Origin of the sequence: Massilia eburnea (assembly GCF_009720745.1) — a bacterium.
Taxonomy (GTDB): domain Bacteria; phylum Pseudomonadota; class Gammaproteobacteria; order Burkholderiales; family Burkholderiaceae_D; genus Rugamonas; species Rugamonas eburnea.
Genome location: NZ_WNKX01000014.1, coordinates 78813 through 102073, shown reverse-complemented (window position 1 = coordinate 102073; position 23261 = coordinate 78813). Strand labels below are relative to the sequence as shown.

General features: G+C 62.2%; 28 protein-coding genes and 1 riboswitch. Of the genes, 17 read left to right on the top strand and 11 right to left on the bottom strand.

Translation table 11 applies throughout. From position 1 onward, the window contains the following. Positions 1 to 6 precede the first annotated feature (6 nt). Genes GM658_RS18205 through GM658_RS18195 form a run of 3 tightly spaced genes read right to left on the bottom strand, consistent with a single transcriptional unit; the run spans position 7 to position 2677 of the window. Complete coding sequence (locus GM658_RS18205; RefSeq protein ID WP_155455475.1) at positions 7 to 492, bottom strand: glutathione peroxidase; 486 nt, start codon at positions 490 to 492, stop codon at positions 7 to 9. Next, positions 492 to 1628, bottom strand: a complete 1137-nt coding sequence (locus GM658_RS18200; protein ID WP_155455474.1) for a PilT/PilU family type 4a pilus ATPase — start codon at positions 1626 to 1628, stop codon at positions 492 to 494. The genes GM658_RS18205 and GM658_RS18200 overlap by 1 nt, the downstream gene beginning before the upstream one ends. Positions 1629 to 1633: 5 nt before the next feature. Next, positions 1634 to 2677 (bottom strand): type IV pilus twitching motility protein PilT, encoded by a 1044-nt coding sequence (locus tag GM658_RS18195; protein ID WP_155455473.1) that lies wholly within the window; start codon positions 2675 to 2677, stop codon positions 1634 to 1636. A gap of 57 nt (positions 2678 to 2734) precedes the next feature. On the opposite strand from GM658_RS18195, the gene GM658_RS18190 reads away from it, so the two are divergent. Together GM658_RS18190 and proC are read left to right on the top strand one after the other, a co-directional pair. Then, positions 2735 to 3442, top strand: coding sequence for a YggS family pyridoxal phosphate-dependent enzyme (locus tag GM658_RS18190; RefSeq protein ID WP_155455472.1), 708 nt, complete (start codon positions 2735 to 2737; stop codon positions 3440 to 3442). A gap of 3 nt (positions 3443 to 3445) precedes the next feature. Continuing rightward, the gene (gene proC, locus GM658_RS18185; RefSeq protein ID WP_155455471.1) at positions 3446 to 4282 is read left to right on the top strand and encodes a pyrroline-5-carboxylate reductase; all 837 of its coding nucleotides are present in this window, start codon (positions 3446 to 3448) and stop codon (positions 4280 to 4282) included. A 16-nt stretch (positions 4283 to 4298) separates the two neighbouring features. On the opposite strand, the gene GM658_RS18180 is transcribed toward proC, so the two are convergent. From GM658_RS18180 to GM658_RS18160, 5 genes are all read right to left on the bottom strand, one after another. Next, a complete protein-coding gene (locus GM658_RS18180; protein ID WP_155455470.1) occupies positions 4299 to 6476 on the bottom strand; it encodes an ATP-binding protein in 2178 nt (725 codons plus the stop codon). 102 nt (positions 6477 to 6578) lie between these two features. Continuing rightward, a complete protein-coding gene (locus GM658_RS18175; protein ID WP_155455469.1) occupies positions 6579 to 7328 on the bottom strand; it encodes a substrate-binding periplasmic protein in 750 nt (249 codons plus the stop codon). Between the two features lie 63 nt (positions 7329 to 7391). Beyond that, positions 7392 to 7763, bottom strand: a complete 372-nt coding sequence (locus GM658_RS18170) for an ElaB/YgaM/YqjD family protein (RefSeq protein ID WP_155455468.1) — start codon at positions 7761 to 7763, stop codon at positions 7392 to 7394. Between the two features lie 46 nt (positions 7764 to 7809). Continuing rightward, positions 7810 to 8664, bottom strand: a complete 855-nt coding sequence (ubiA, locus tag GM658_RS18165) for a 4-hydroxybenzoate octaprenyltransferase (protein WP_155455529.1) — start codon at positions 8662 to 8664, stop codon at positions 7810 to 7812. A 30-nt stretch (positions 8665 to 8694) separates the two neighbouring features. Further along, positions 8695 to 9633 carry a hydrogen peroxide-inducible genes activator gene (locus GM658_RS18160; protein WP_155455467.1) on the bottom strand — a complete coding sequence of 313 codons (939 nt, stop codon included), beginning with the start codon at positions 9631 to 9633 and terminating at the stop codon, positions 8695 to 8697. A gap of 97 nt (positions 9634 to 9730) precedes the next feature. On the opposite strand from GM658_RS18160, the gene GM658_RS18155 reads away from it, so the two are divergent. The 6 genes from GM658_RS18155 to GM658_RS18130 all read left to right on the top strand — a co-directional run bounded on the left by GM658_RS18155 (position 9731) and on the right by GM658_RS18130 (position 13656). Further along, positions 9731 to 10930, top strand: a complete 1200-nt coding sequence (locus GM658_RS18155; protein ID WP_155455466.1) for a PilT/PilU family type 4a pilus ATPase — start codon at positions 9731 to 9733, stop codon at positions 10928 to 10930. Further along, positions 10927 to 11409 carry an adenylyltransferase/cytidyltransferase family protein gene (locus GM658_RS18150; RefSeq protein ID WP_155455465.1) on the top strand — a complete coding sequence of 161 codons (483 nt, stop codon included), beginning with the start codon at positions 10927 to 10929 and terminating at the stop codon, positions 11407 to 11409. The genes GM658_RS18155 and GM658_RS18150 overlap by 4 nt, the downstream gene beginning before the upstream one ends. 9 nt (positions 11410 to 11418) lie before the next feature. After that, positions 11419 to 11673 (top strand): hypothetical protein, encoded by a 255-nt coding sequence (locus GM658_RS18145; RefSeq protein ID WP_155455464.1) that lies wholly within the window; start codon positions 11419 to 11421, stop codon positions 11671 to 11673. Further along, positions 11670 to 12152, top strand: coding sequence for a hypothetical protein (locus GM658_RS18140; RefSeq protein WP_155455463.1), 483 nt, complete (start codon positions 11670 to 11672; stop codon positions 12150 to 12152). Before GM658_RS18145 ends, GM658_RS18140 begins: the two co-directional genes overlap by 4 nt. A 27-nt stretch (positions 12153 to 12179) precedes the next feature. Then, positions 12180 to 12752, top strand: coding sequence for a hypothetical protein (locus GM658_RS18135; RefSeq protein WP_155455462.1), 573 nt, complete (start codon positions 12180 to 12182; stop codon positions 12750 to 12752). Between the two features lie 376 nt (positions 12753 to 13128). Then, on the top strand, positions 13129 to 13656 hold the full coding sequence (locus GM658_RS18130) for a hypothetical protein (RefSeq protein ID WP_155455461.1): 528 nt from the start codon (positions 13129 to 13131) through the stop codon (positions 13654 to 13656). Positions 13657 to 13744: 88 nt separating this feature from the next. Here the strand turns inward: GM658_RS18130 and GM658_RS18125 are convergent, their stop codons facing one another. Then, positions 13745 to 14059: a hypothetical protein gene (locus GM658_RS18125; protein ID WP_155455460.1), complete on the bottom strand. Its 315-nt coding sequence runs from the start codon at positions 14057 to 14059 to the stop codon at positions 13745 to 13747. Positions 14060 to 14250: 191 nt separating this feature from the next. Next, a complete protein-coding gene (locus GM658_RS18120; RefSeq protein ID WP_155455459.1) occupies positions 14251 to 15003 on the bottom strand; it encodes an SDR family NAD(P)-dependent oxidoreductase in 753 nt (250 codons plus the stop codon). Between the two features lie 143 nt (positions 15004 to 15146). Between GM658_RS18120 and GM658_RS18115 the strand changes: the two genes are divergently transcribed. Next, on the top strand, positions 15147 to 16055 hold the full coding sequence (locus GM658_RS18115; protein ID WP_155455458.1) for an AraC family transcriptional regulator: 909 nt from the start codon (positions 15147 to 15149) through the stop codon (positions 16053 to 16055). Positions 16056 to 16122: 67 nt separating this feature from the next. Here the strand turns inward: GM658_RS18115 and GM658_RS18110 are convergent, their stop codons facing one another. Continuing rightward, positions 16123 to 16581, bottom strand: coding sequence for a DUF421 domain-containing protein (locus GM658_RS18110; protein WP_155455457.1), 459 nt, complete (start codon positions 16579 to 16581; stop codon positions 16123 to 16125). A gap of 95 nt (positions 16582 to 16676) precedes the next feature. After that, positions 16677 to 16886, top strand: a riboswitch (cobalamin riboswitch). A 124-nt stretch (positions 16887 to 17010) separates the two neighbouring features. Here GM658_RS18110 and GM658_RS18105 point away from each other — a divergent pair. Genes GM658_RS18105 through GM658_RS18070 form a run of 8 tightly spaced genes read left to right on the top strand, consistent with a single transcriptional unit; the run spans position 17011 to position 23260 of the window. Then, entirely contained in the window at positions 17011 to 17691 is a 681-nt protein-coding gene (locus GM658_RS18105; RefSeq protein WP_155455456.1) for an energy-coupling factor ABC transporter permease, read from the top strand. After that, complete coding sequence (locus tag GM658_RS18100) at positions 17688 to 18023, top strand: energy-coupling factor ABC transporter substrate-binding protein (RefSeq protein WP_155455455.1); 336 nt, start codon at positions 17688 to 17690, stop codon at positions 18021 to 18023. Before GM658_RS18105 ends, GM658_RS18100 begins: the two co-directional genes overlap by 4 nt. Beyond that, entirely contained in the window at positions 18013 to 18753 is a 741-nt protein-coding gene (gene cbiQ, locus GM658_RS18095) for a cobalt ECF transporter T component CbiQ (RefSeq protein ID WP_155455454.1), read from the top strand. Before GM658_RS18100 ends, cbiQ begins: the two co-directional genes overlap by 11 nt. After that, complete coding sequence (locus GM658_RS18090) at positions 18750 to 19613, top strand: energy-coupling factor ABC transporter ATP-binding protein (RefSeq protein ID WP_155455453.1); 864 nt, start codon at positions 18750 to 18752, stop codon at positions 19611 to 19613. The genes cbiQ and GM658_RS18090 overlap by 4 nt, the downstream gene beginning before the upstream one ends. Continuing rightward, on the top strand, positions 19610 to 20401 hold the full coding sequence (gene cobM / locus GM658_RS18085; RefSeq protein WP_155455452.1) for a precorrin-4 C(11)-methyltransferase: 792 nt from the start codon (positions 19610 to 19612) through the stop codon (positions 20399 to 20401). Before GM658_RS18090 ends, cobM begins: the two co-directional genes overlap by 4 nt. Further along, complete coding sequence (locus tag GM658_RS18080) at positions 20398 to 21375, top strand: sirohydrochlorin chelatase (RefSeq protein ID WP_229416966.1); 978 nt, start codon at positions 20398 to 20400, stop codon at positions 21373 to 21375. Before cobM ends, GM658_RS18080 begins: the two co-directional genes overlap by 4 nt. After that, positions 21372 to 22052 carry a precorrin-8X methylmutase gene (locus GM658_RS18075; RefSeq protein WP_155455451.1) on the top strand — a complete coding sequence of 227 codons (681 nt, stop codon included), beginning with the start codon at positions 21372 to 21374 and terminating at the stop codon, positions 22050 to 22052. The genes GM658_RS18080 and GM658_RS18075 overlap by 4 nt, the downstream gene beginning before the upstream one ends. Beyond that, entirely contained in the window at positions 22049 to 23260 is a 1212-nt protein-coding gene (locus GM658_RS18070) for a cobalt-precorrin-5B (C(1))-methyltransferase (protein WP_170298866.1), read from the top strand. The genes GM658_RS18075 and GM658_RS18070 overlap by 4 nt, the downstream gene beginning before the upstream one ends. Position 23261 lies beyond the last annotated feature (1 nt).

The following is a 23261-nucleotide window of genomic DNA, read 5'->3' as shown; positions in this document are numbered from 1 at the left end:
GCCCCCTTATTCCGCTAACAGCTTCCTGATGTCGCCCGCCAGTTCGGCGGGCTTGGTGGTTGGGGCATAGCGGCCGGCAATCGTGCCGTCCTTGCGCACCAGGAACTTGGTGAAGTTCCATTTGATGCCTTCCGTGCCCAGGATGCCCGGCGCGTTCTTTTTCAGGTGCTGGTACAGCGGGTGCGCGTTGTCGCCGTTGACGTCGATCTTGGCGAACACCGGGAAGGTGACGCCATAGTTCTTTTCGCAGAAGGCGCCGATTTCCTCAGCGCTGCCCGGCTCCTGCTGGCCGAACTGGTTGCAGGGGAAGCCCAGCACCTCGAAAGGCTGGCCGGCGAACTCCTTGTGCAATTCCTCCAGCCCCTGGTACTGGGGCGTGAAGCCGCATTTGCTGGCGGTGTTCACGATCAGCAGCACCTTGCCCCTGTACTGCGCCAGGTCGACCGGCTGGCCGGCCAGGCTGTCGGCACTGAAGTCGAAAACAGTGGTCATCAGATGATCCCCAGATGCTCGGTGCCGGCCGCCAGGTCACGGTTCTTCGCTTCCTTCGATTCCAGCTTGATGGCCAGGCGCAAATCGTTGACCGAGTCCGCGTTGCGCAGCGCATCTTCATAGGTGATGGCGCCGGCTTCGTACAGGTCGAACAGAGCCTGGTCGAAGGTTTGCATGCCCAGTTCGCGCGAGCGCTTCATCAGTTCCTTGATCTCGTGCACCTGGCCCTTGAAGATCAGGTCCGCGATCAGCGGGGAATTCAGCATGATCTCCACCGCCACGGCGCGGCCCTTGGCATCCTTTTTCGGGATCAGGCGCTGCGAGATCATGCCCTTCAGGTTCAGGGACAAGTCCATCAGCAGCTGCTGGCGGCGCTCTTCAGGGAAGAAGTTGATGATACGGTCCAGCGCCTGGTTGGAGCTGTTGGCGTGCAGGGTGGCCAGGCACAGGTGGCCGGTTTCGGCGAACGCGATTGCGTGGTCCATGGTCTGGCGGTCGCGGATCTCGCCGATCTGGATCACGTCCGGCGCCTGGCGCAGGGTGTTCTTCAGCGCGATTTCCCAGTCCTCGGTATCGACGCCCACTTCGCGCTGCGTGATGATGCAGTTGCGGTGCGGGTGCACGAATTCGACCGGGTCTTCGATCGTGATGATGTGGCCGTGGCTGTTCTGGTTGCGGTGACCGACCATGGCCGCCAACGTAGTCGATTTACCGGAACCGGTAGCGCCGACCATGATCACCAGGCCGCGCTTGGACATGATCACGTCCTTCAGCACCGGCGGCAGGCCCAGGTCGTCGAATTCCGGGATCGAGCTGTTGATGGTACGCAGCACCATGCCCACGCAGCTCATTTGCACGAAGGCCGAGACACGGAAGCGCCCTAGGTCGCCGGGGCTGATGGCGAAGTTGGCTTCCTTGGTCTGCTCGAACGATGCAGTCTGTTTGTCGTTCATGATCGAACGGGCCAGGTCGGCCGTATGGGCCGGGGTCAATGCCTGGGCCGAGACGGGCGTCATCTTGCCGTCGATCTTGATGGCCGGCGGGAAGCCGGCGGTGATGAACAAGTCCGAACCTTTTTTGCTGACCATCAGGCGCAGCAGGTCGAACATGAATTTTGAAGCCTGGTCGCGTTCCATGTGGTTTAGCCTGGGAAGTTGTCGGGAATCTTGGCGGCGGCGCGCGCGGCGACCGGCGAGATGATGTTGCGGCGGACCAGGTCCGTCAGGTTCTGGTCCAGCGTCTGCATGCCGACGTTGTTGCCGGTCTGGATCGAGGAATACATCTGCGCGATCTTCGCTTCGCGGATCAGGTTACGGATCGCCGGCGTGCCGACCATGATTTCGTGTGCGGCGACGCGGCCGGAACCGTCCTTGGTCTTGAGCAGCGTCTGGGAAATGACGGCCTGCAGCGATTCGGACAGCATGGCGCGCACCATTTCCTTTTCTTCGGCCGGGAACACGTCGATGATACGGTCGATGGTTTTCGCGGCGGACGAGGTGTGCAGGGTGCCGAACACCAGGTGGCCGGTTTCGGCGGCCGACAGCGCCAGGCGGATGGTTTCCAGGTCGCGCAACTCGCCCACCAGGATGGCGTCCGGGTCTTCCCGCAGCGCCGAGCGCAGTGCGTTGTTGAAGGACAGCGTATGCGGACCCACTTCGCGCTGGTTGATCAGGCACTTCTTCGATTCGTGCACGAATTCGATCGGGTCCTCGATGGTCAGGATGTGGCCGTACTCGTTTTCGTTGAGATGGTTGATCATCGCCGCCAGCGTGGTCGACTTGCCGGAACCGGTCGGGCCGGTCACCAGCACCAGGCCGCGCGGCTTCATGGCGAAATCGGCGAAGATCTTGGGTGCGTTCAGTTCTTCCAGCGACAGGATCTTGGAAGGAATGGTACGCAGCACGGCGGCCGCGCCGCGTTCCTGGTTGTAGGCGTTGACGCGGAAACGCGCCAGGCCCGGAATTGCGAACGAAAAGTCGCATTCCAGCATCTCTTCATAAGCCTTGCGCTGGCCGTCGTTCATGATGTCATAGATCATGCCGTGCACGTCCTTGTGCTCCAGCGGCGGAAGGTTGATGCGGCGCACGTCGCCGTGCACGCGGATCATCGGCGGCAAGCCTGCAGACAGGTGCAAGTCAGATGCCTTGTTCTTGACGGAGAATGCGAGAAGTTCGGAAATGTCCATTTATAATCCCTGTGCTTTTTCAATAGCCAAAAAAGCTTGGCCCTGTCTCATTCGATTATGTCCACAATAGCCCACAACTTGCAAGTTGTTACTGAAGCAATTAACGTTGCCGCACGCGAAGCGCAGCGTATGCCCAACGAAGTCCAGCTGCTGGCCGTCTCCAAGACCTTCCCGGCGCAGGCCGTGTTCGAGGCGGTGCTGGCCGGACAGCGCGCCTTCGGCGAGAACTATGTGCAGGAAGGCGTGGAGAAGATCGGGCAACTGGCGAAGATGCGCAGCTGTACGCCGCTCGAGTGGCATTTTATCGGACCAATCCAGAGCAATAAGACGCGTCTTATAGCCGAAAACTTCGATTGGGTGCACACGATTGAGCGCGAGAAGATTGCGCAGCGCTTGAGCGAGCAGCGGCCCGAGGGCCTGCATCCGCTGCAGGTGTGCATCCAGGTCAACACCAGCGGGGAGGCCAGCAAAAGTGGCGTGCTGCCCGCCGACGCCGCAGCGCTGGCCCGTACCGTGGCCGCGCTGCCGCGCCTTGTCTTGCGCGGCTTGATGGCCATCCCCGAGCCGGAAGACGATTTCGACAGGCAGCGCGCGGCCTTCCGCGTGCTGCGTGAACTCTACGAACAACTGCGCGCCGAAGGCATCGCACTCGATACCCTGTCGATGGGGATGTCGGCCGATATGCGGCCGGCGATCCACGAGGGCGCGACCATCGTGCGCGTCGGCTCGGCCATTTTTGGCGCGCGCCAATACAACAAAGGATAGGAAATGAAGATCGCATTCATTGGCGGCGGCAATATGGCTGCCGCCCTGATCGCCGGCCTGGCCGGCAAGCTGACCCCGGGGGGCAATATCCACGTGGTGGACCCGAACCCGGCTTCGCTGGAAAAGCTGCGCCAGGAATATGGCGTAACCGTTGCTGGCGTCGCCGGCGAGGCCGTTGGCGCAGCCGAGGTGCTGGTGCTGGCGGTCAAGCCGCAGGTGATGCATGAAGTGACGCAGCAGCTGCTGCCGCTGCTGCAAGCAGCGCGGGCGGCGGGCCGTTCGCCGCTCGTGCTGTCGATTGCGGCCGGCATCCGCGCGCAGGATTTGTCGCGTTGGCTGGGCGGCTACCAGGCCATCGTGCGCACCATGCCCAATACCCCGGCCCTGATCGGCAAGGGGGTGACTGGCATGGTCGCCTCGTCGGGCGTGAGCACTGCGCAGCGCGAGGCGGCCGACCAGATCCTGCGCGCCGTTGGTGAAACGGTGTGGCTGGACGATGAGTCGAAGATCGATGCGGTGACGGCGGTTTCGGGCAGCGGCCCGGCCTATGTGTTCTATTTCATCGAAGCGATGCAGCAGGCGGCCCAGGAACTGGGGCTGACGGCGGAGCAGGGCAAGCAGCTGGCCATGGCGACTTTCACCGGCGCGGCCCAACTGGCCGTGGAATCAGCCGATCCGGTGCCGGTCTTGCGCGAGAAGGTGACGTCGAAAGGCGGCACCACGTACGCCGCGCTGACCAGCATGGAAGCGAGCGGCGTGAAGGCCGCCATCATCGCCGCCGTCAAAGCCGCCGCAGCACGCGGCAAGGAATTGGGCGAACAGCTCGGCGCCGCAGGCTAAGCTGCCAGCGGCCTGGCTATTGCGCCGGCTCGAGTGCCGGCGCCGGCTGCGGCGCCGGCTGCGGCGCTGGCGCCAGTGCCGCGAGTGCGGCCGCGAGTTCGATTTCCAGCGCGTCGACCAGCGGCGCAAGGCTGGACAACTGCCTGGCCTCGGCCATCGATTCGATTTGCCCGCACAGGCTACGCAGTTCCACGGCGCCGAACAGGCCGGCGCCGCCCAGCAGGGTGTGCGCATTCAGGCTGACCTTTGCCGCGTCGCTGCCAGCCAGGCCCTCCTGAATCGCAGCCATCAAGCGTGGCGCTTCGCGCAGGAAGGCGGCGCGCACCGCCGCGCTGGGCGCTGTGCGCCGCACCGGTTCCCGTTCCTGGACAAACAGAGCATCCAGCGCAGCCAGGGACGGGGTTTTCGCGGCCTGCAGCAACGCAATCTGGCGGCCGATCTCAGCATGCAGGCTCGCTTCGTCGATCGGCTTGGGCAGGAAACCGTTGGCGCCGGCGGCCATGAAGCGTTCGCGCTCGTCATCGGCAGCGTTGGCGGTCAGCGCGATCACCGGCACGGCGGGATTGCGCACTCCGCTGGCGCCAGCACGCAGCTGGCGCAAGGCCGCAACGCCGTCCATGCGCGGCATGCGGCTATCCATGATCACCATGTCGTAATCGCGTTCCGCCAGGCGTTCCAGCGCGGCCACGCCATCTTCCGCGATGGTCACGGCATGTCCCATATCGCCCAGCAGCTCACGCAGGATGATCTGGTTGGTGCTGCCGTCTTCCGCGCACAGGATCGCCAGGCTGGCCGAGTGCCGCACGCGCACGCCGGCAGCATGCACCGGCACCGGCCGGCCCGCCTGCAGCGGCAGGTAGACGCGGAACACGCTGCCCTGCCCAGGTGCGCTTTGCACATCGATTGCGCCGCCCATGGTATCGACAATGTTCCTGCAGATCGCCAGCCCCAGGCCGGCGCCGCCGTATTTGCGCGAAGTCGCGGCACTGGCCTGCTCGAAGCGATGGAACAGGCGCTCCAGTTCCGAGTTGTCGATGCCGATGCCGGTATCCGTTACCGTCAATTCGATGCCGCCGCCCGCCGTGACGCGGGCCGACAGGCGCACCTCGCCATGCTCGGTGAATTTGACGCCATTGCCCACCAGGTTCATCACCACCTGGCGCAGGCGCACCGGGTCGCCCAGCCACCACTGCGGCAAGTCAGGCGTCAGGTCGGCCACGAGGGAAATGCCTTTGGTCTCCGCGCGGTCCGCCAGCAGCGCCACCACGTCGTTGAGCAGGGCGGGCAAGTCGAAGTCGATGGTTTCGAACGGCATCTTGCCCGCTTCCAGGCGCGAGAAATCGAGGATGTCGTTGATGATATGCAGCAGCACTTCGGCGTTGCCCAGGCTGATGCGCAGCTTGTTGCGCGTATCGGACGACAGGCTGGCATCCTTTTTCGCCAGGCGCAGCATGCCGATCACGCCGCCCAGCGGGGTGCGCACTTCGTGGCTGATCATCGCCAGGAATTCGCTCTTCTGCTCATTGGATTCCTCCGCCGCCTTTTGCGCCGCCATCGACTCGCGCAGCGCCGCTTCACGCGCCTGCAGCACGCCGATTTGCGATTCCAGTTTTTGCAGCAGGTAGGCGCAGGACAAGACCAGCAGCGACGCCACCAGCATGAAGTTCGTGGATATGACAGTCCAGTGCAGCAGTGGCGTCGCCGTCTCGGTAGGCGTGCCCTGCGGGATTTTGCCGAAGTAGCCCGCCGCGAACAGCGTAGCGCTGCAAGTTGCGATGGCCAGCATGGCGGCACGCCGTCCCAACAGCAGCGCGCTGAGCACGGGCACGGCCAGCAGATAAATCTGCGAGAGGGTGCCGACCGCAAACAGTAGCGCTACTGCGAGGATGTAGACGACAGCAAGAAAAGCGGCAGCCCGGTAGCGGTAGGCCAGACCGTGGCGAAAATGCAGCAGCGTGACCGTGCCGAGCGCCAGGGCGTCGGCTGCCACCAGCGCCCAAAGCTGGTTCTGCACGCTGAGATACACACTAGGAAACCCGAGCAGGAGACCCAGGTAGCACGACGCCGCACACATGCCGTTCAACAGGCTGAGACGCCAGGCGCCAAGCGATTCAGCATGGGCGCCAGGCGCCACTACCCGCTCGGACAGGGCCGCGCGCAGCGCACTGAAAGAGGTGGTAGTGTTGTCTGACATGCAATGGGCGGTGACCGGCGAAAAGCCGATTCTAACACCGTGCAAATCTGGCAAACGCCCGCCTGCCGCGGCCGTGGCGGCCGCGCGACGTCGCGGACGGGCTCAATCACCAGCCAGGTATTTAGCGTAGATGGCCTGGAAACGGCCGCTCTCTTTCAGGTTCTTCAGGCCGGCGTTGAAATCGTCGCGGATGGCGGCGTCGCGGAATACCGGCCGATAATCCATCGGGTTCAGCTTGACGAACTGGTGTTCCACCACGGGGCGCGGCTTGAACGATTTGTTGAGCATGAGCTGAAGCGTGAAGTACTTGAAGATATTGCGGTCGCTCAGTACGACGTCGTAGCGGCCGCGGTCCAGTGTCAGCACTTGCAGCGCCTGGTCGTTCTGCTCGAAATAGTGGCCTGCCTTGCGTACCGGGTCCAGCCAGTCGGGATAGCGCTTGGCCGCACCGGCGAAGGAAATGACGGTCAGTCCTTTCAGGTCTTCCGGCTTGTTGATCGACAGGTGGCGCTCCTTCAGCGTGATGAAGACATTGTCGTAAATGACGGCCGGATTGCCATAGAATGCGCCCCAGCCCGTCATGTCCTCACCGAGGTCGGTCATGGCGGCATCCACCTCGCCAGCCTTGAATGCGACGGGAATGCGGGCGAACGAGTAATAGTGCGGCCGGAGTACATGGCCGCGGAAGGCCAGCGCTTCGCGCATCACGTCGAGCTCGATGCCGGAGTCGGTTTCGGGAAAGCAGAAGGGCGCAATCTTCTCGCCGAAAGCCATGCTGACTTCGGCGGCAAGCGCCGCTCCGGCGCTCAATGCCAGCGCGAGGGCGAGCCTGAGCTGCGCATGCCATGCCATTGCTCACCTCGGGATTGCTGGCGTCCGCCGCAGGCTTGCAGCGAGCGGCCGCATCAATGGCCGCTAGCGGCGCGCGATCAGCAGGCCGACGATCACACCGATGGCGGCGCCGGTTGCAACCGACTTCCACGGGTTGTCGTGCACATAGTGGTCGGTGGCCTGGGCTGCCATTTTGCCGCGCGCGATCATGCTGTCTTCCAGCTTGAGCAAGTCGCGCTTGGCCGTGCGCAGCGTGTCTTCGAACTTGGCCTTGACCATGCCCAGGTCGTCGGAATTGGCAGCGGCTGCATTGCGCAGCCAGGTCTCAGCTTCCTGCACTGCCTGTTTCAGGTCGCCCATCAGTTTTTCGCGGGCTTCCATGTTTTCATGTTGGGTATGGCTCTTACCGTTGGCAACGCCGCCCCCATTGGGTTTGGCAAGTGGTGTCTGGTCCATGATCGCCTCGTCTCAGTGAACAGCACTCGGGAAATTTCAGTATAGCTCAGCGCAACGCGTAGTCGAGCGCAATGCCTGCGAAGACAGCGGCGCCGAGGTAATTATTGTGGCGGAAGGCGGCAAAGCAGGGCGCACGCTCGCGCCCGCGGATCAGGAAGTAGTGGTAGACGGCGCAGCCGGCGGCTACTGCCATGCCAAGCAGGAAGGGCAGGCCAAGGGCGAAATAATGGCCGACCACCAGCAGGATCGCCAGGTGCACGCCGTAGCAGAACATGATGGCGGCCACGTCGAAGCGGCCAAAGGTGATGGCGGAGGTCTTGATGCCGATCTTCAGGTCGTCGTCGCGGTCGACCATGGCGTATTCGGTGTCATAGGCCACGGCCCAGAACACATTGCCCAGCAGCAGCAGCCAGGCCACCGGCGGCACCGTGCCCTGCACGGCGGCGAAGGCCATCGGCATGCCGAAGCCGAAGGCAATGCCCAGGTAGGCTTGCGGGATGGCGAAGAAGCGCTTGAAATAAGGGTAGGTGCCGGCGATGATCAGCGCAGCCACGCTCAGCTGCTTGACCAGGGCATTGAGCGGCTGGATCAGCAGGAAGGCGGCCAGCGACAGCCCGGCCGCGATGGCCAGCGCTTCCTTGCCGCTGACGCGGCCGCTAGTGATCGGGCGCTCGGCGGTGCGTTTGACGTGCTTGTCGAAATCCTGGTCGGCGTAGTCGTTGACGGCGCAGCCGGCCGAACGCATGAGGAAGGTGCCCAGCGAGAAAATGAGCAGCAGCTTCCAGTCCGGCACGCCGCCGGAGGCCAGCCACAGGGCGGCCAGCGTGGGCCACAGCAGCAAAACGGTGCCGATCGGCTTGTCCAGCCGGACCAGGCGGAAATAGAGTTGGAGTTTGCTCAGGGGTGGGGTAATCGCTTGCATCCCCGCATTTTACTCTGCGTGGCCGTTCAGCATGTGGACGCCGGGCAGCTGGCAGTCGGCCACGGCGGCGACGATGGCGTCGATGGCAGCCTTGCGGGTGAAGCTCTTGCGCCAGACGATAACCACGCGCCGGTTCGGCTCCGGGCTCTCGAAATAGCGGAATGCCAACATGCCGTCGCGGCCTTCCATGTCCGGCACCGAAGCGCGCGGCAGCACGGTCAGGCCGATGCCGCTGGCCACCATATGGCGGATGGTTTCCAGTGAAGAGCCTTCAAAGGTGCGCTGCATGCCGTTGCCGGGCGAGGAGAAGCGCGCCATTTCCGGGCACACTTCCAGCACCTGGTCGCGGAAGCAGTGGCCATTGCCCAGCAGGAGCATGGTTTCGGTCTTTAGGTGCTCGGCCGGAATGGCGCTGCGGCTGGCCCAGGGATGATTTTTTGGCATCGCCACCACAAAGGGCTCGTCATACAGCGGCTGCACCGACATGCCGTGCTCCGGCAACGGCAACGCCATGATGGCCGCGTCCAGCTCGCCCTGGCGCAGCATTTCCAGCAGCTTGACGGTGAAATTCTCCTGCAGCACCAGCGGCATCTGCGGCGTGGTCTCAATCATGCGCTTGACCAGTGGCGGCAGCAGGTAGGGACCGATGGTATAGATGACACCCAGCCGCAGGGGCCCGGCCAGCGGGTCCTTGTTCTGCTTTGCCAGCTCCTTGATTGCCGCCGTCTGCTCCAGCACCCGCTCCGCCTGGGCCACGATCTGGGCGCCCAGCGGGGTGACGGAGATTTCCGCCCCGCCGCGCTCAAACAGGACGACGCCGAGTTCGTCTTCCAGTTTCTTAATTGCGACAGAAAGGGTCGGCTGGGCAACAAAACACGCTTCGGCGGCATGGCCGAAGTGTTTCGCTCTGGCAACTGCTACGATATATTTGAGCTCGGTCAGTGTCATAAACCCATTTGAACACAGGTGAATGCCTTGTTGCAATGCCATGGATGGGGGAGGGCAATGGCTATAATGACCAGCAATCCCACATAACGAGGCGAATATGTCTTCCACACTAGGCCATGAAGAAGCCCAGTCATATATCCATAAGCTGCTGACAGCAATGCACCAGGTCGGCGGCTCCGACCTGTTCATTTCGGCGGATTTCCCACCTAGTATCAAGTCGCAAGGCTCCATGCGGGCCCTGAGCCAGCAGCGACTGACCCCGGACGTGACCCGGGCCCTGGCTTACGCCATCATGAACGAGAAGCAGCGCCGCGAGTTCGAGACGGAGCTGGAGTGCAATTTCGCCATTTCGCTGCCCAATGTGTGCCGTTTCCGCGTCAACGTCTTCGTGCAGCAGCAGGCCATCGGCATGGTGTGCCGGACGATTGCCTCGGAAATCCCGAATTTCCAGAAGCTGGACCTACCCGAAGTGCTGAAAGAAGTGGTGATGACCAAGCGCGGCCTGGTGCTGGTGGTGGGCGGTACCGGTTCCGGCAAATCGACCTCGCTGGCGGCCATGATCGACTACCGCAACCAGAATTCGGCAGGCCATATCATTACCGTGGAAGACCCGGTCGAGTATGTGCACAAGAACAAGAACTGCCTGATCACCCACCGTGAAGTGGGCGTGGATACCCTGTCCTGGCACCATGCGCTGAAAAACACCCTGCGCCAGGCGCCGGACGTGATCCTGATCGGCGAAATCCGCGACACCGAGACCATGGAGCACGCGATCGCATTCGCCGAGACGGGCCACCTGTGCCTGGGCACCCTGCACGCGAACAACGCGAACCAGACCATGGACCGTATCATCAACTTCTTCCCGGAAGAACGCCGCAACCAGCTGCTGATGGACCTGTCGTCCAACCTGCGCGCCATCGTCTCGCAGCGCCTGATCCGCACCGAAGACGGCAAGGGCCGCAAGGCGGCCATCGAGATCCTGCTGAACACCCCAACCATCGCCGAGATGATCTTCAAGGGTAACTTCCACTCGATCAAGGAGATCATGGCCAAGTCGCGCGAACTGGGCATGTGCACCTTCGACCAGGCCCTGTTCGATCTCTATAATAAGGGCCATATCGGCTACGAAGAGGCGTTGCGCAACGCCGACTCGACCAACGGCCTGCGCCTGCAGATCAAGCTGCACAGCAATCGCCCACCGCCAGATGGCTCAGCGCCGGCAGTGGCGGCGGCGCCCAAGTCGTTGGGCGGCTTGAGCATGCAGATCGAGGAAGAAGAGGAAGACGAAGAAGAATGATCGAGTTTGAGAAAAAAATGTGCACGCGCGAGGAGCTTGCCGCGCGCGTGGCGGCTTTGCCGAAGCCGGTGGTGATGACCAATGGCGTGTTCGATATCCTGCACCGTGGCCACGTGACCTATCTGGCGCAGGCGCGCTCGTTGGGCGCCTCGCTGGTGGTGGCGGCCAATACCGACGCGTCGGTCAAGCGCCTGGGCAAGGGCGACGACCGTCCCCTGAATAATTGCGAGGACCGCATGGCGCTGCTGGCAGCGCTGGAGTCGGTCAGCCTGGTGGTGCCTTTCGACGAGGACACCGCGCTGGAAGCAGTGCTGCAGGCGAAGCCCGAAATCTACGCCAAGGGCGGCGACTACGACATGACTGCGATCCCGGAAGGGCAGGCGGTGCTGGCTTACGGCGGCAAGGCGGTGGCCATCGACTTCGAGCACGACCGCTCGACCACCAAGCTGCTGGCCAAGGTGCGCATGTTTGGACAATAGGAGGCTGTGATGGCTTTTGGTGTGCTGCTGACCGACGAGGGCGTGGCCGAACTGGGCGCCACGCTGAAGGATTACCTTTCCGACGGACCGGCGGGCAAATTCCTGCCCTGCAAGGAGGCCAGTCCTGACCGCAGTTTCTTCCACCTGGTGTCGGAGGCGCGCAATGCCGACGGCGCGATGGTGGAGGTGGAGCTGTACATCCCCAACCGCTACATCAAGCTGGTGATGTCGGGGCTGGAACGCAAGCACATCGGCTTCCTTTGAATACCGCGATCGCGAACGTCAGTTCGGGCGAGCCAAGCGGACGGTGGAAACTGTGGGCCAAATGGCTCGCAGTATTTGCCATCATTTTTTCTCTCGCCATGTTGATCGGCGCGACCAGGATCGGGCGTGACTACCCGTATGTCTTTCTTGGCGTAATGGTCGTCATGTTTGTCCGGCACCGCATGACGGAGCAGCGCCTGACCTTGGCACTTGACCAGAACCTTGTACATGTGACGCTGTTCCTGGACGTTTGGTCCCGTGTCTGGATTGAATGGAGCAGCCAAAGTGATGGTGGACGTGCGTGCATCGGAAAGTCGATTCGAATTCCGACATGGCTCGACTATGAAATTGAACTGGGCCTGCAGCGCTACAACTTGCGCATCTACGCCAAGAATTATCCTCACGGTTACATGGTGTCAAACGTTGGCCGTGGCTTTGAGATGACCGTCATCGACAACAGGTATGTTTTTAGCCTATAGAGACTAATCAGCCGCTCGGCATCCTCAATGAATGATTTTGAAAAATTCGCGTTCGACGAAATTTGCACAGTGTTGGGGAATGTCGACACGCGTGTCGATCCCGATATCTATGCGCTTTCGTTCTTCGTCTTTGAAATCGACGACGATCCTCGGTATCCCGTCCTTCAGGTCGGCTATAACACCCTGGCACAGGCGAACGCCTGCGCCTCATCAGCGTCAAGTGCGGAAGAGGCGAAATGGAATTTCGCTTTTTGGCTTCAGAACGAATTGAAATTCATTGGCGAACCGGGGACTCAAGCCGGCATGCTGCTGGAAGATCATTTGAAGGCGCGCGGACTCTGGTACTCGGATGAAGAAGAAGCAGCAGATTTTGAACAATGCATGCAGATGGCTGACCGAATTACCGCCTGCTTCGTTGAGGCTTGCGTGCGGATCGTTCAAGCGCTGCACGCATCTGGAGTGATCGAGCGAAAGTTTTCCAAGCCGATCCCCATCCTCGTACATGAACTCGAATATTATGAGGAAATTGCCATGCAGACCCAGCGCGCAAATCCATCGGGCCTGGCAAAGGAATTCGAAAACTGGATCGCTAGCATGTGACACCGTCACCTAACTTGGCGTCAAACAGTGTGAGGAGAGGAGAAATGTGGCTTCTGCCTTGGGAAAAATGGCTGCCGGCTTGGATTGTGGGCCCTATGCTCGTTGTTGGCTCAATTGCGGCTCTTGTATTGGATCGAAGCCTTCGCTGGTGGGAGTACGCCGCGCTTCCCTTTGGCGCATTGCTTGGTGCTTGGACAACTTACGCATGGTTGCGGGACGGGCGCCACATTTTTCGTGAATCCAACCGACCGAATCGGTCGAGTGAGAAAGACCGGTAAGGGGTGCGTATTCAACCGGCTCAACGGTTTTATCAATGTGTTGCGTCGACCGGTTGAAACCGCAGCCAATTGCGGACGTATCGAGTTCCCGGCAGATTATGGACATCTATTTCAATGAACAGATCGACGATTGGGATTTCAATCACATCGTCTACACAGATGAAGTTGGACCTGACCCGTCAGTCTCCGCACGTTTCGGGATTATTGATGATGAGGGACAGAGAATTCAAATAGATGTGCTTGCCAGCGCGGGCCTCCCATGCTTTAAAGATGCTCGATGTGTAGATCAGATCGCATACTTCGGCTTTGGTCACTGCATCTTTATCTTCGATACAAAGACGAGGGAGCTAGTCAGGCATCAGGTCGATGGCTATTTCGGTCATATGTATGATGGGAGTGATTTCGAACATTTCCCAGTACAACTCTCGGTCATCGTTACGTCCGCTTCAGAAGCGCTAGCATTCTCTCGTCAGGGAAAGCTGCTTCGCGTGTGGTCAAATCTTGGCATCGACGGAGTGACCCTTAATGCGGTGAATGAAAGCCAAATCGAAGGCGAGGGTGAGTGCGACCCGCCCGGTGGTTGGCGGAAATTCGCACTTACATTGGATCACGGCGAATTCGCCTAAGGGCCAACAGCAGCCATCGACATCCTTTGATTTCGATTTATCAACGAGCATGACTTGGAAGCGGGGCCGCACAGTCTTCTGTCAGGATCTAGGTCATCGACCCGTCAATTCGATGCCATAACGTTCGAATCGACCAGTCCACGGTGGAACGGTCGATGGCCGCGTGTACTGGTGATTCGGAAAGCTCCGTCATGATGCTTGAGGCGGCTCGCTGTCCTTCGCGAGCGGACCTCCACAGCAGCATATCGATGATCCTGCCATCTCGGCCTTTGCAAATGCACCGTAAGATGAAGCCCGGCTGCTTTTTGAGCCATTCGTCAACATCAGTGTTGGCGGCGATAAATCCTTTCATTGTTATGCCCTTCGCTAGCTGAAAGGTCGTGATTTCCATAGCTTCATTCATCGTGTACTCCTTTATGGTGGCGTGCGAGTGCTGCCAAGGCTTATAGCGAAATCCCGGGCTATACTTTTATTGGTCGAGCATCTGTTGGGGCTGGTAGCGCGAGTCATGGTGAGGCCGTACAGGGCGCCGGTCATCTTTAGCGCCGTGGCCAGATGGGCCATCCTATCGAGTGGTGGTCGCCCTCGTGATGATCAGATCACGTAGCCGCCGGACACTTCGATGTCCTGCGCGTTGATCCAGCCGCCATCATCAGTAAGCAGCGATGTAATCGCGCGCGCTACCTCTTCCGGTTCTCCAACACGGCTCAGAGCGGTCTGGGACGAGAGCAGTGTCTCAAACTCGTCATTGAGGCCACCACCCAATTCAGTACGGATAGGGCCGGGTGAGACCGAGTTCACGCGGATACCTTTCTCGCCGAACTCCTTGGCCATATACCGCGTGAGCACTTGAAGACCGCCCTTGAACGAAGCATAAGGTGCGACGCCGGCCGTGGCCACGCGTGTCGTGGCGCTAGTGAGATTGACAATGCTGGACCCCTTAGTCAGCAGCGGTAGCAATGCCTGGGTCAAGAAAAATGGCGCCTTTAGATGAACGTTGAAGAGGCCGTCGAATTGGGCCTCAGTGACGGAGCTGATTGGCTGGAACAGGCCATATCCCGCGTTGTTTACGAGACCTGCCAGATGCTTGGTTTTCCAGGTCGCTTCCAAAGCCTTTTCGACTTCGGCCCGGAACAGGACAAAGCTGGAAGCAACAGAAACGTCCAGTGGCAACGCGACCGCCCTGCCGCCATCAGCCTCAATCTGGCGCATCACGGCACGCGCAGCATCCGCGTTGGCATTGTAAGTGAGGATAACGCCGAGACCGCGTCGTGCCGCCTCCACAGCCGTTTTGGCTCCAATGCCGCGGCTGCCGCCCGTGATAACGATGACTTTGCTGTGGTTCATTAAGCTCCTGAAGTTCAGTGGTTGGGATGACCGAACTTTATCGACGCGATGGTTTTCGGTCGCAACGGTTCCTGCTCCATTCTTGCCTATTCTTGTCGGCCGGTTCTTGTCGGCCGGCTTACGACGTCGGTTACAATCCAGCCATGCTAGAACAACTGAATGAACTCCGACGATTAGCCAGTCGTGCAGAAAACCGTCCTACAGAAACCGGTATTCCACGCGTGTTCATGGTTCAAGGCAGCATCCCAGAACACGAACTGACTGCAGTCTATGAGCCTATGGTCAACCTCATATTGCAGGGAGGGAAGACCCTGACTGTGGGAGATCAGGCCCTGGACTATGACCCCGCCACTTACTTCGTAATGTCGGTAGGTCTACCGGCTGCCGGGGTGGTGCGGTCTGCCGTCGATGGGGCCCCGTATTTGGCGGTCGCGCTGACGCTTACTGCCCCAATCTTGGCTGAGTTGTTTGCGGTATTGCCCGACCCGACCAAGCCGGCCAATGCCGAGCAGGGATTCTCAGTCGCGTCGGTGACGCCTGAGTTACTGGATGCTTGGGTTCGTATGCTGCGCCTTATGGATTGCCCCGCCGATATCCCAGTGCTAGCGCCAGTATTCGAGCGTGAGATCTTGTATCGTGTATTACAGGGACCCGCGGGATGGATGCTGCGCGATATAGCGGTACCGGATTCGACGCTTGCCAGAGTCAATAAGGTTATAAAGCGTATTCGCAGCGAGTTTGCTCAGCCGCTAGTCATGGAAGTCCTGGCTGAAGAAGCTGCGATGAGTGCGTCAGCCTTTCATCGTCATTTCAAAGCAGTCACGTCGTTGAGCCCTCTGCAGTATCAAAAGCAGCTGCGCTTGCTGGAAGCGCGCAAACTGTTAATGACAACAGGAAAAAACGTTGCAGCGGTGGCATACGACGTGGGCTACGACAGCGCCACCCAATTCAGTCGGGAGTATGGTCGAGCATTCGGCTTGCCGCCGGCCAAGGACGCTTTGCGGATCGCGGCCGCTATAAAGATGCGAGCGCAAGCGACCGCCTCGTCTTGATTACGTCCCTAATGTCTGCAACGGGGGCGGAACAAACGAAGTCAATTCAAGTCTGAGCCAGTACAACTTAATGCTGGAGGATGGTGATCTTGCCATCCGCTTCGAGGAAAGCGTACTTCATCTTTTCGAGTGGGCAGTCGGAGTCGCGCAGCGATTGTTCGACGTCGCTTTCTCCAACGTGATTGCGTTTGAGTACTTCGTGGAAGATTTTGCCATCACGGCCGATCAGCACTGCCGACCCTTCGACAAGTTCGGCTGCCTTTTTGCTGCGCGCGGTGATGAAGGCAATCGCCAGGTTCAGCGCGACCAGCGTCACCACCACGATCATGCCGCCGGCCACGGAATGGTCGCCGCCAGTCAATCCTGGCGATACGGATTCGCTCAACAGCATGATGACCAGCAAGTCGAACGGCGTAAACTGGCCGATGGTACGCTTCCCGCTCAGGCGCATCATGAGCAGCAGCGCAAGATAAGTTGTTACGCCGCGCGCAGCGTATTCCCACCAGGGCAAGTCGAGTTCGAACATCGCCAGCTCCTTTCACTCTGGTTATACGACATTCCTCACTGCACCGGCCACACGCTTCCTTCCGTCAACCCGGCGTTGCCACGCCCGAGTGCTTTACTGTACTATTCGGCCTGGGTGCGCGCGTCCCGCCCGGGATGCGCGTTAAACGGGAAACCGGTGAAGCTGCCAAAAGCAGCCATTCCGGTGCAGCCCCCGCTGCTGTAAGCCTGACGACTCCGGCAACAACGCCACTGCGGTAACACGCGGGAAGGCACTGGAGAAGGATGAAGGCGAGCCAGAATACCGGCCCACATTGAACCAGCACTATTCTCCGGGGTGAAGGGAAGCCGCTGTCGACTGGCTTTCCGCATTTGCATCCCCGGTTCCTGTCGACCGTCCTCTTGTCCCCCGCGATGGTGTCCTTATTGACCATTCGACGGGAGGTATCGAATGCACATCATGGAAGGCTTCCTGCCGCCGGCGCACGCGCTCGGCTGGGCCGCCGTATCTGCACCATTCCTGGCCTGGGGCCTGCGCAGCATGCGGCGCGGCTTGCAGGCACACCCCGAGCGGCGCATGCTGCTCGGCGTTGCCGCTGCTTTCGCGTTCCTCCTGTCTGCACTCAAGCTGCCGTCCGTGACGGGGAGCTGCTCGCATCCCACCGGCGTGGGCCTGGGCGCGCTGCTGTTCGGGCCCGCGGCGATGGTGCCGGTCGGCTTTGTGGTGTTGCTGTTCCAGGCGCTGCTGCTGGCGCATGGCGGCTTGACCACCCTTGGCGCCAATGTCTTTTCGATGGCGATTGTCGGTCCATTTGTCTCCTATGGCGTGTTCCGCGCGGTCGCGGCATTAGGACTGTCGCGTAGCGTGGCCGTGTTCCTGGCCGCCTGCCTTGGCGACCTGGCGACTTATGTGACGACTTCTGCGCAACTGGCTTTCGCGTTTCCCGATCCTGTCGGAGGCATCGGCGCCTCGTTTACCAAGTTCGCCGGCATCTTCGCGCTGACCCAGCTGCCTATCGCCATCAGCGAAGGTTTGCTGACCGTGCTGGTAGTGAACGCCATGGCGCGTTTCAACGCGCACGAACTACGCCTGCTGCCAGTCATGGCGCTGGCCAAGGGGAAGGCAGCATGAAGGCGCGCACCGCTTTGACCTGGCTTGCCATTGTCCTGTTGACCGTGCTGCCCTTGTGGTTTGCCGTGGCGCCGACGGCGGAGCCGGGCGGCACGGCGCCAGAGGCATTCAGCGGCGCCGACGCGCGCGCCCAGCAAGCCATCGGCACCATCGCGCCGCAATACAAGCCCTGGTTCGCGCCATTGTTTGAACCGCCTAGCGGAGAGATTGCATCCTTGCTGTTCGCGCTGCAAGCGGCTTTGGGCGCCGGTGTGATCGGTTTCTGGCTCGGCACGTCGGTGGCGCGCGAGGTCACGCGCAAGGGCCCGGCACAGGAAGATCGTGCGGATTGACGCCGCAGCCTACGCCTGCCGCTGGCAGGGCGTTGCGCCATCCGCCAAGGGGTTATTTGCGCTGGCGGGGATCGTGGCCGCCTGGATTTCCCGCAGCCCCGGCGTATTGGCCCTGTTGGCGCTGATGTCGGCGCTGGCCACCCTGGCCGGTGCGCGGGTGCCGCTGCGGACATACTTCGCCGTGGCGCTGGCGCCGCTCGGGTTCCTGTCGCTTTCCTGCCTGACGATGGTGCTCACTCCTGCTACTGGCGGTGGCTGGCAATGGACGCCATCACTGTTGCCCAAGGTCTCGGTGATCGCGCTACGCTCTTTGGCGGTGATGACTGCGGTCCTTGGCCTCATGCTCACCACGCCAATGCCTGACCTGCTGCTCCTGCTGCGCCGCTTGCGTGCGCCAGAGCTGCTGCTGGACATGATGGCGCTGTCCTACCGCATGCTGTTCGTATTGCGACAGGCGTGGGATGAAGGCAGCACGGCGCAGGCGGCACGCCTGGGGCACCGCGGCTGGCGCCAGAGCTGGCGTTCGATGGGGCTTCTGGCCGGGCAGATGGCGGTGCAAGTCTGGCAGCGCGCGTCCGCTTTGCAGGCGGCGGCCGATGCGCGTGCCTGGCAGGGCAGCCTGAGATTCCTGCCGGCGTCCTTTCCCAATGCACGGCGTGAAGTCGCGCTGGCGCTGCTGGCAGGTGCAATGCTGCTGGCGCTGGCCTTGGGAGATTGGCTATGGGCATGAACATGCTGATCGAGCTTGATGCGGTGGCGCATACCTTCGCCGACGGCAGCCCGGGCCTGAGCGGCTGCTCGCTGGCGCTGGCCGGCGGCCGCCGCCACGCGCTGCTGGGCGCCAATGGCGCGGGCAAGACTACGCTGCTGCAGCACCTGAACGGCTTGCTGCGCCCGAGCGAAGGACTGTTGCGCTGGCAGGGGCAAGCATATGACTATGGCCGCGCGGGCTTATCCGAGCTGCGGCGGCGGGTCGGCATGGTGTTCCAGAACCCGGACCGCCAGTTGTTTTCGGCGCTGGTGGAGGAAGACGTCTCGTTTGGCCCACTCAATCTCGGCCTGGATGAAGCCACAGTGCGTGCGCGTGTCGCCTCTGCGCTCGATGCAGTGGGGCTGGGCGGCTTTGGCCGCCGTCCGGTGCACCATCTTAGCTTTGGCCAGAAAAAGCGCGTCTGCATCGCCGGCGTGCTTGCCATGGAGCCTGAGGTGCTGCTGCTGGACGAGCCGATGGCTGGCCTGGACGCGCCTATGCAGGCGGAGCTCGAGACCTTGCTGGACCGGCTGGCTGGGCGCGGTGTGACGATCGTGCTGTCCACGCACGACATCGACTTCGCGTGGCGCTGGGCCGACGAGATTCACATGATGGCAGCAGGCCGCTGCATCGCCTCGACCTCGGCGGTGCAATTGCCGGCGCAGCTGGACGCCTTGCGCACGGCAGGCCAGCAGCCGCCGCTGGCGCTGGCGCTGCATGCGGAGTTGGTGGCACGCGGGGTGCTGCCCTTCGGCGCCGCTCCGCGCAGCGTGGATGCCGTGCTGGCGGCGCTGCGTGCGCAGCCGGTTACCGAACTTTCAGGAGAAATTCAACTATGACACCCGGCACCAAAGGCAAGGTGTGGTTCGTCGGCGCCGGTCCCGGCGACCCCGAACTGATCACCGTCAAAGGCCAGAAACTGCTGGCGCAAGCGGGCGCCGTGCTGTTCGCAGGATCGCTGGTCGACCGCGCGGCCACCCTGTATGCGCCGCCCGGCTGCGTGATCCGCGACTCCAAAGACATGACGCTCGAAGAAATGACGGCGTGGCTGATTGAACAAACATGCGCCCACGCGACCGTGGTACGGCTGCAGACCGGCGACCCAGGCTTGTACGGCGCACTGATCGAAATGGCGCAACCGCTGGTCGCCGAAGGCATCGAATGGGCCGTAGTGCCCGGCGTTTCGTCGGCCATGGCCTCCATGGCGGCCGCGGGCGAGTCGATGACGCTGCCCGAGGTGACGCAAAGCGTGATCTTTACCCGCGTCGAAGGCCGCACGCCCATGCCGGAAGGAGAAGACCTGGCGAGCCTGGCCGCGCATCGGACCACGCTGTGCATCTTCCTGTCGATCACCCTGATGTACAAGGTCGAGGCGGCGCTGCGCGCAGCCGGCTGGCCCGAAGACGCGCCGATGCTGGTGGTGCACAAGGCCAGCTGGCCGGGCGAGGAAAAGATCCTGCGCGGCACGCTTGCCGACATCAAACAGCGCTGCCGCGAAGCCGGAGTTGCCAGCCAGGCGATGATCGTCGCCAGCCCGACGCTGGGCGCGTTGCACTGGGAAACCCTGGTGCGCTCCAAACTTTACGACCCAACCTTTACCCACCGATTCAGAAAGGCGAGCGCATGAACCAAGCGATCATGATGCCAGCAATCGAAGCCGCGAGCGACACTATCCTCGTGGTCGGCCACGGCTCCCGCGAGGACTCTGGCAACCAGGAAATCCGCGACTTCGTCGAGCAGTGGCGTGCGCGCCGGCCGGATTGGCGCATCGAACTTTGCTTCATTGAGTTCGCACCGCCGGAGCTGAATGCCAGCTTGCTGCAGGTGGCTACGGGTTCGCGCCGCGTGCTTGTGGTGCCGTTGATCCTGAACGCCGCAGGCCACGTCAAGATGGAAATCCCCGAAGCCATCGAGCAGGCGCGCATTGCCCGTCCACAGACCGAATTCCTGCTGGCGCCGCACCTGACGGCTTGCGATCCGGTGCTGGCTATTCTCAAGCGCCGCCTGCGCAAGGCCATGGGCGCGCTCGATATGCCCGACCCGACCACCACGGGCGTGGTGCTGCTCGGACGCGGCTCCTCCGACCGCGGCGCCAATGGCGAAATGGCCAAGATGGCGCGCTGGCTGCTGGAAGAGGGCGACCATGAGCTGGTGGACTTGGCTTTCACCGGCATCACCTGGCCGCGCCTGGAGAAGGTGGTGCAGCGCCAGGTGTTGCTGGGCATGCGCCAGGTTGTCGTTCTGCCGTACTACCTGTACACCGGCACCCTGATGCAGCGCATCCACCGTCAGGTCGAGCACTTGCGCGGCCAGTATCCGCAGGTGCGTTTCGCATGCACTGAGCATTTCGGCTTCGAAAACGAGATCTTCGAATTGATGGACCAGCGCGTGGAAGACCTGCGCGCCGGAGTGCCGGACAGCCGCCTGCCATGCGACGGCTGCAGTTACCGCGAGATTGCGCATGACCTGGGTCACGGACACTCGCACGCCCATACACATGATCATGGCGCGGCGCATGACCACGGCCATACGCACGATTACGAGCAAGGACATGAGCACGCTCACGTGGCGCCAGCGAGCACGGAGGCGCAGCCGGCATGAGCACCGTTAACACCGTCACCGAGCAGCTGACCCGAGCCGGCCAGGCGATCGAGCATGACAGCTTTGCCATCATCGACGCTGAAGTCGGTTCGCACACCTATACCGACGCGCAGTGGCCGATCGTGCGCCGCATGATCCACGCCAACGCCGACTTCGACTTCAACGGACTGACCGACTTCCACCCGGCAGCGGTGCGCGAAGGCATCGCCGCCATGCTGGCCGGTGCAACGCCCGTGGTAGCGGACGTTGAAATGATCTGTTCCGGCCTGTCGCAACCGCGCCTGGCGCACTTCGGCATGAAGACCCACCAGTTCATCAGCGACGCCGACGTCATCGAGGCCGCGAAAATCGAAGACACCACCCGCGCCGTGCAGGCCATGCGCAAGGCCCACCGCCTTGGTATGCTGGAAGGCGCCATCGTCGGCATCGGCAATGCACCGACCGCGCTGATCGAGCTGGTGCGCCTGATCCGCGAGGAGGGCGTGCGTCCCGCGCTGGTGGTCGGCATGCCGGTAGGTTTTGTCTCCGCGGCGGAGTCGAAGGACCTGATGGCGGAGGTCGCGGAAGTGCCGTGGATCGTGATCCGCGGCCGCAAGGGCGGCTCGACCCTGGTGGTCGCGGCTTTGCATGCACTGCTGGCGCTGGCCGAAGCAAAGCAGAAGGCAGGGCAGGCGTGAAGGAAAAGGCAGCAGCCGAACGCGGCACCCGCACCGGTTTCACGACCGGGGCGTGCGCCGCCGCCGCCGCGCGCGCTGCAGTCATCGGCATGGCCACCGGCCAGGTGCCGGGGGAGATCGAAAGCCTGCTGCCCAACGGCAGCCGGGTGCGATTTGCCGTGCAGGACGGCCGCTGCGACGCGCAATCCGCGCACGCCATGGTGGTCAAGTTTGCCGGCGACGACCCCGATTGCACCGATGGCGCGCACCTGACGGTCGACCTGCGCCTGTTGCCCGGCCAGGCCGGCGAAGTGAGCTACGTCGCCGGCGACGGCGTCGGCACTGTGACCATGCCTGGCCTCGGCCTGGAAGTAGGCGGCCCCGCAATCAACCCCGTACCGCGCCGGAATATCGCCGATAACCTGCGCGAAGCCGCGCCCACGCTGCTGCAGGTGCATGGCGTCGAAGTGACCATCAGCGTGCCGGACGGTCAGGTGATGGCCAAGAAGACGACCAACGCGCGGCTGGGCATCCTGGGCGGCATCAGCATCCTTGGCACCACCGGCATCGTCAAGCCGTATTCCACCGCAGCCTGGCGCGCCAGTGTGGTGCAGGGAGTGCAGGTGGCGGCGACAACCGGCCATGAAGTAGTGGCGCTGACGACGGGCGGCCGCACCGAGACTTTCGCCATCGCCACCATGCGCGCCGAGCGCCCGGAACTGCCATCGGCCTGCTTCGTGCAGATGGGCGACTTCCTGCGCTACGCACTGGACGAAGCGGCATCGCAACGCATTGGCCTGGTCGTGCTGGCGGTCATGGTCGGCAAGCTGACCAAGATCGCGCAGGGCGAAACCATTACCCACGCCAACCGCAGCGAAGTCGATACCGACCTGGTGGCGGAAGTCGCGCGCCGCATCGGCGCCGCGCCGGAAGACTGCGCCGCCATTGCCGCAGCGGAAACGGCGCGCTTTGGCGCCGAACTGATGGTTGAACGTGGCTTGGGCGATGCCTTCCACCGCGCCCTGGCGCAAGCGGCCATCGATACCCTGACCGCGCCGGAGCGCTACGGCCGCGCCTTCCAGCTGCGCGTGCTGGTGTGCGACTTCAGCGGCAACCAGGTGGCTGACGTCTGGTCGGACCCTGCCTTGCCGCAGGAGCGTGAAGCAGCAGCACGCCGCATCGGCATCGACCACATCCTCGACATCGAACCTGAACCAAGTCCCGAATAAA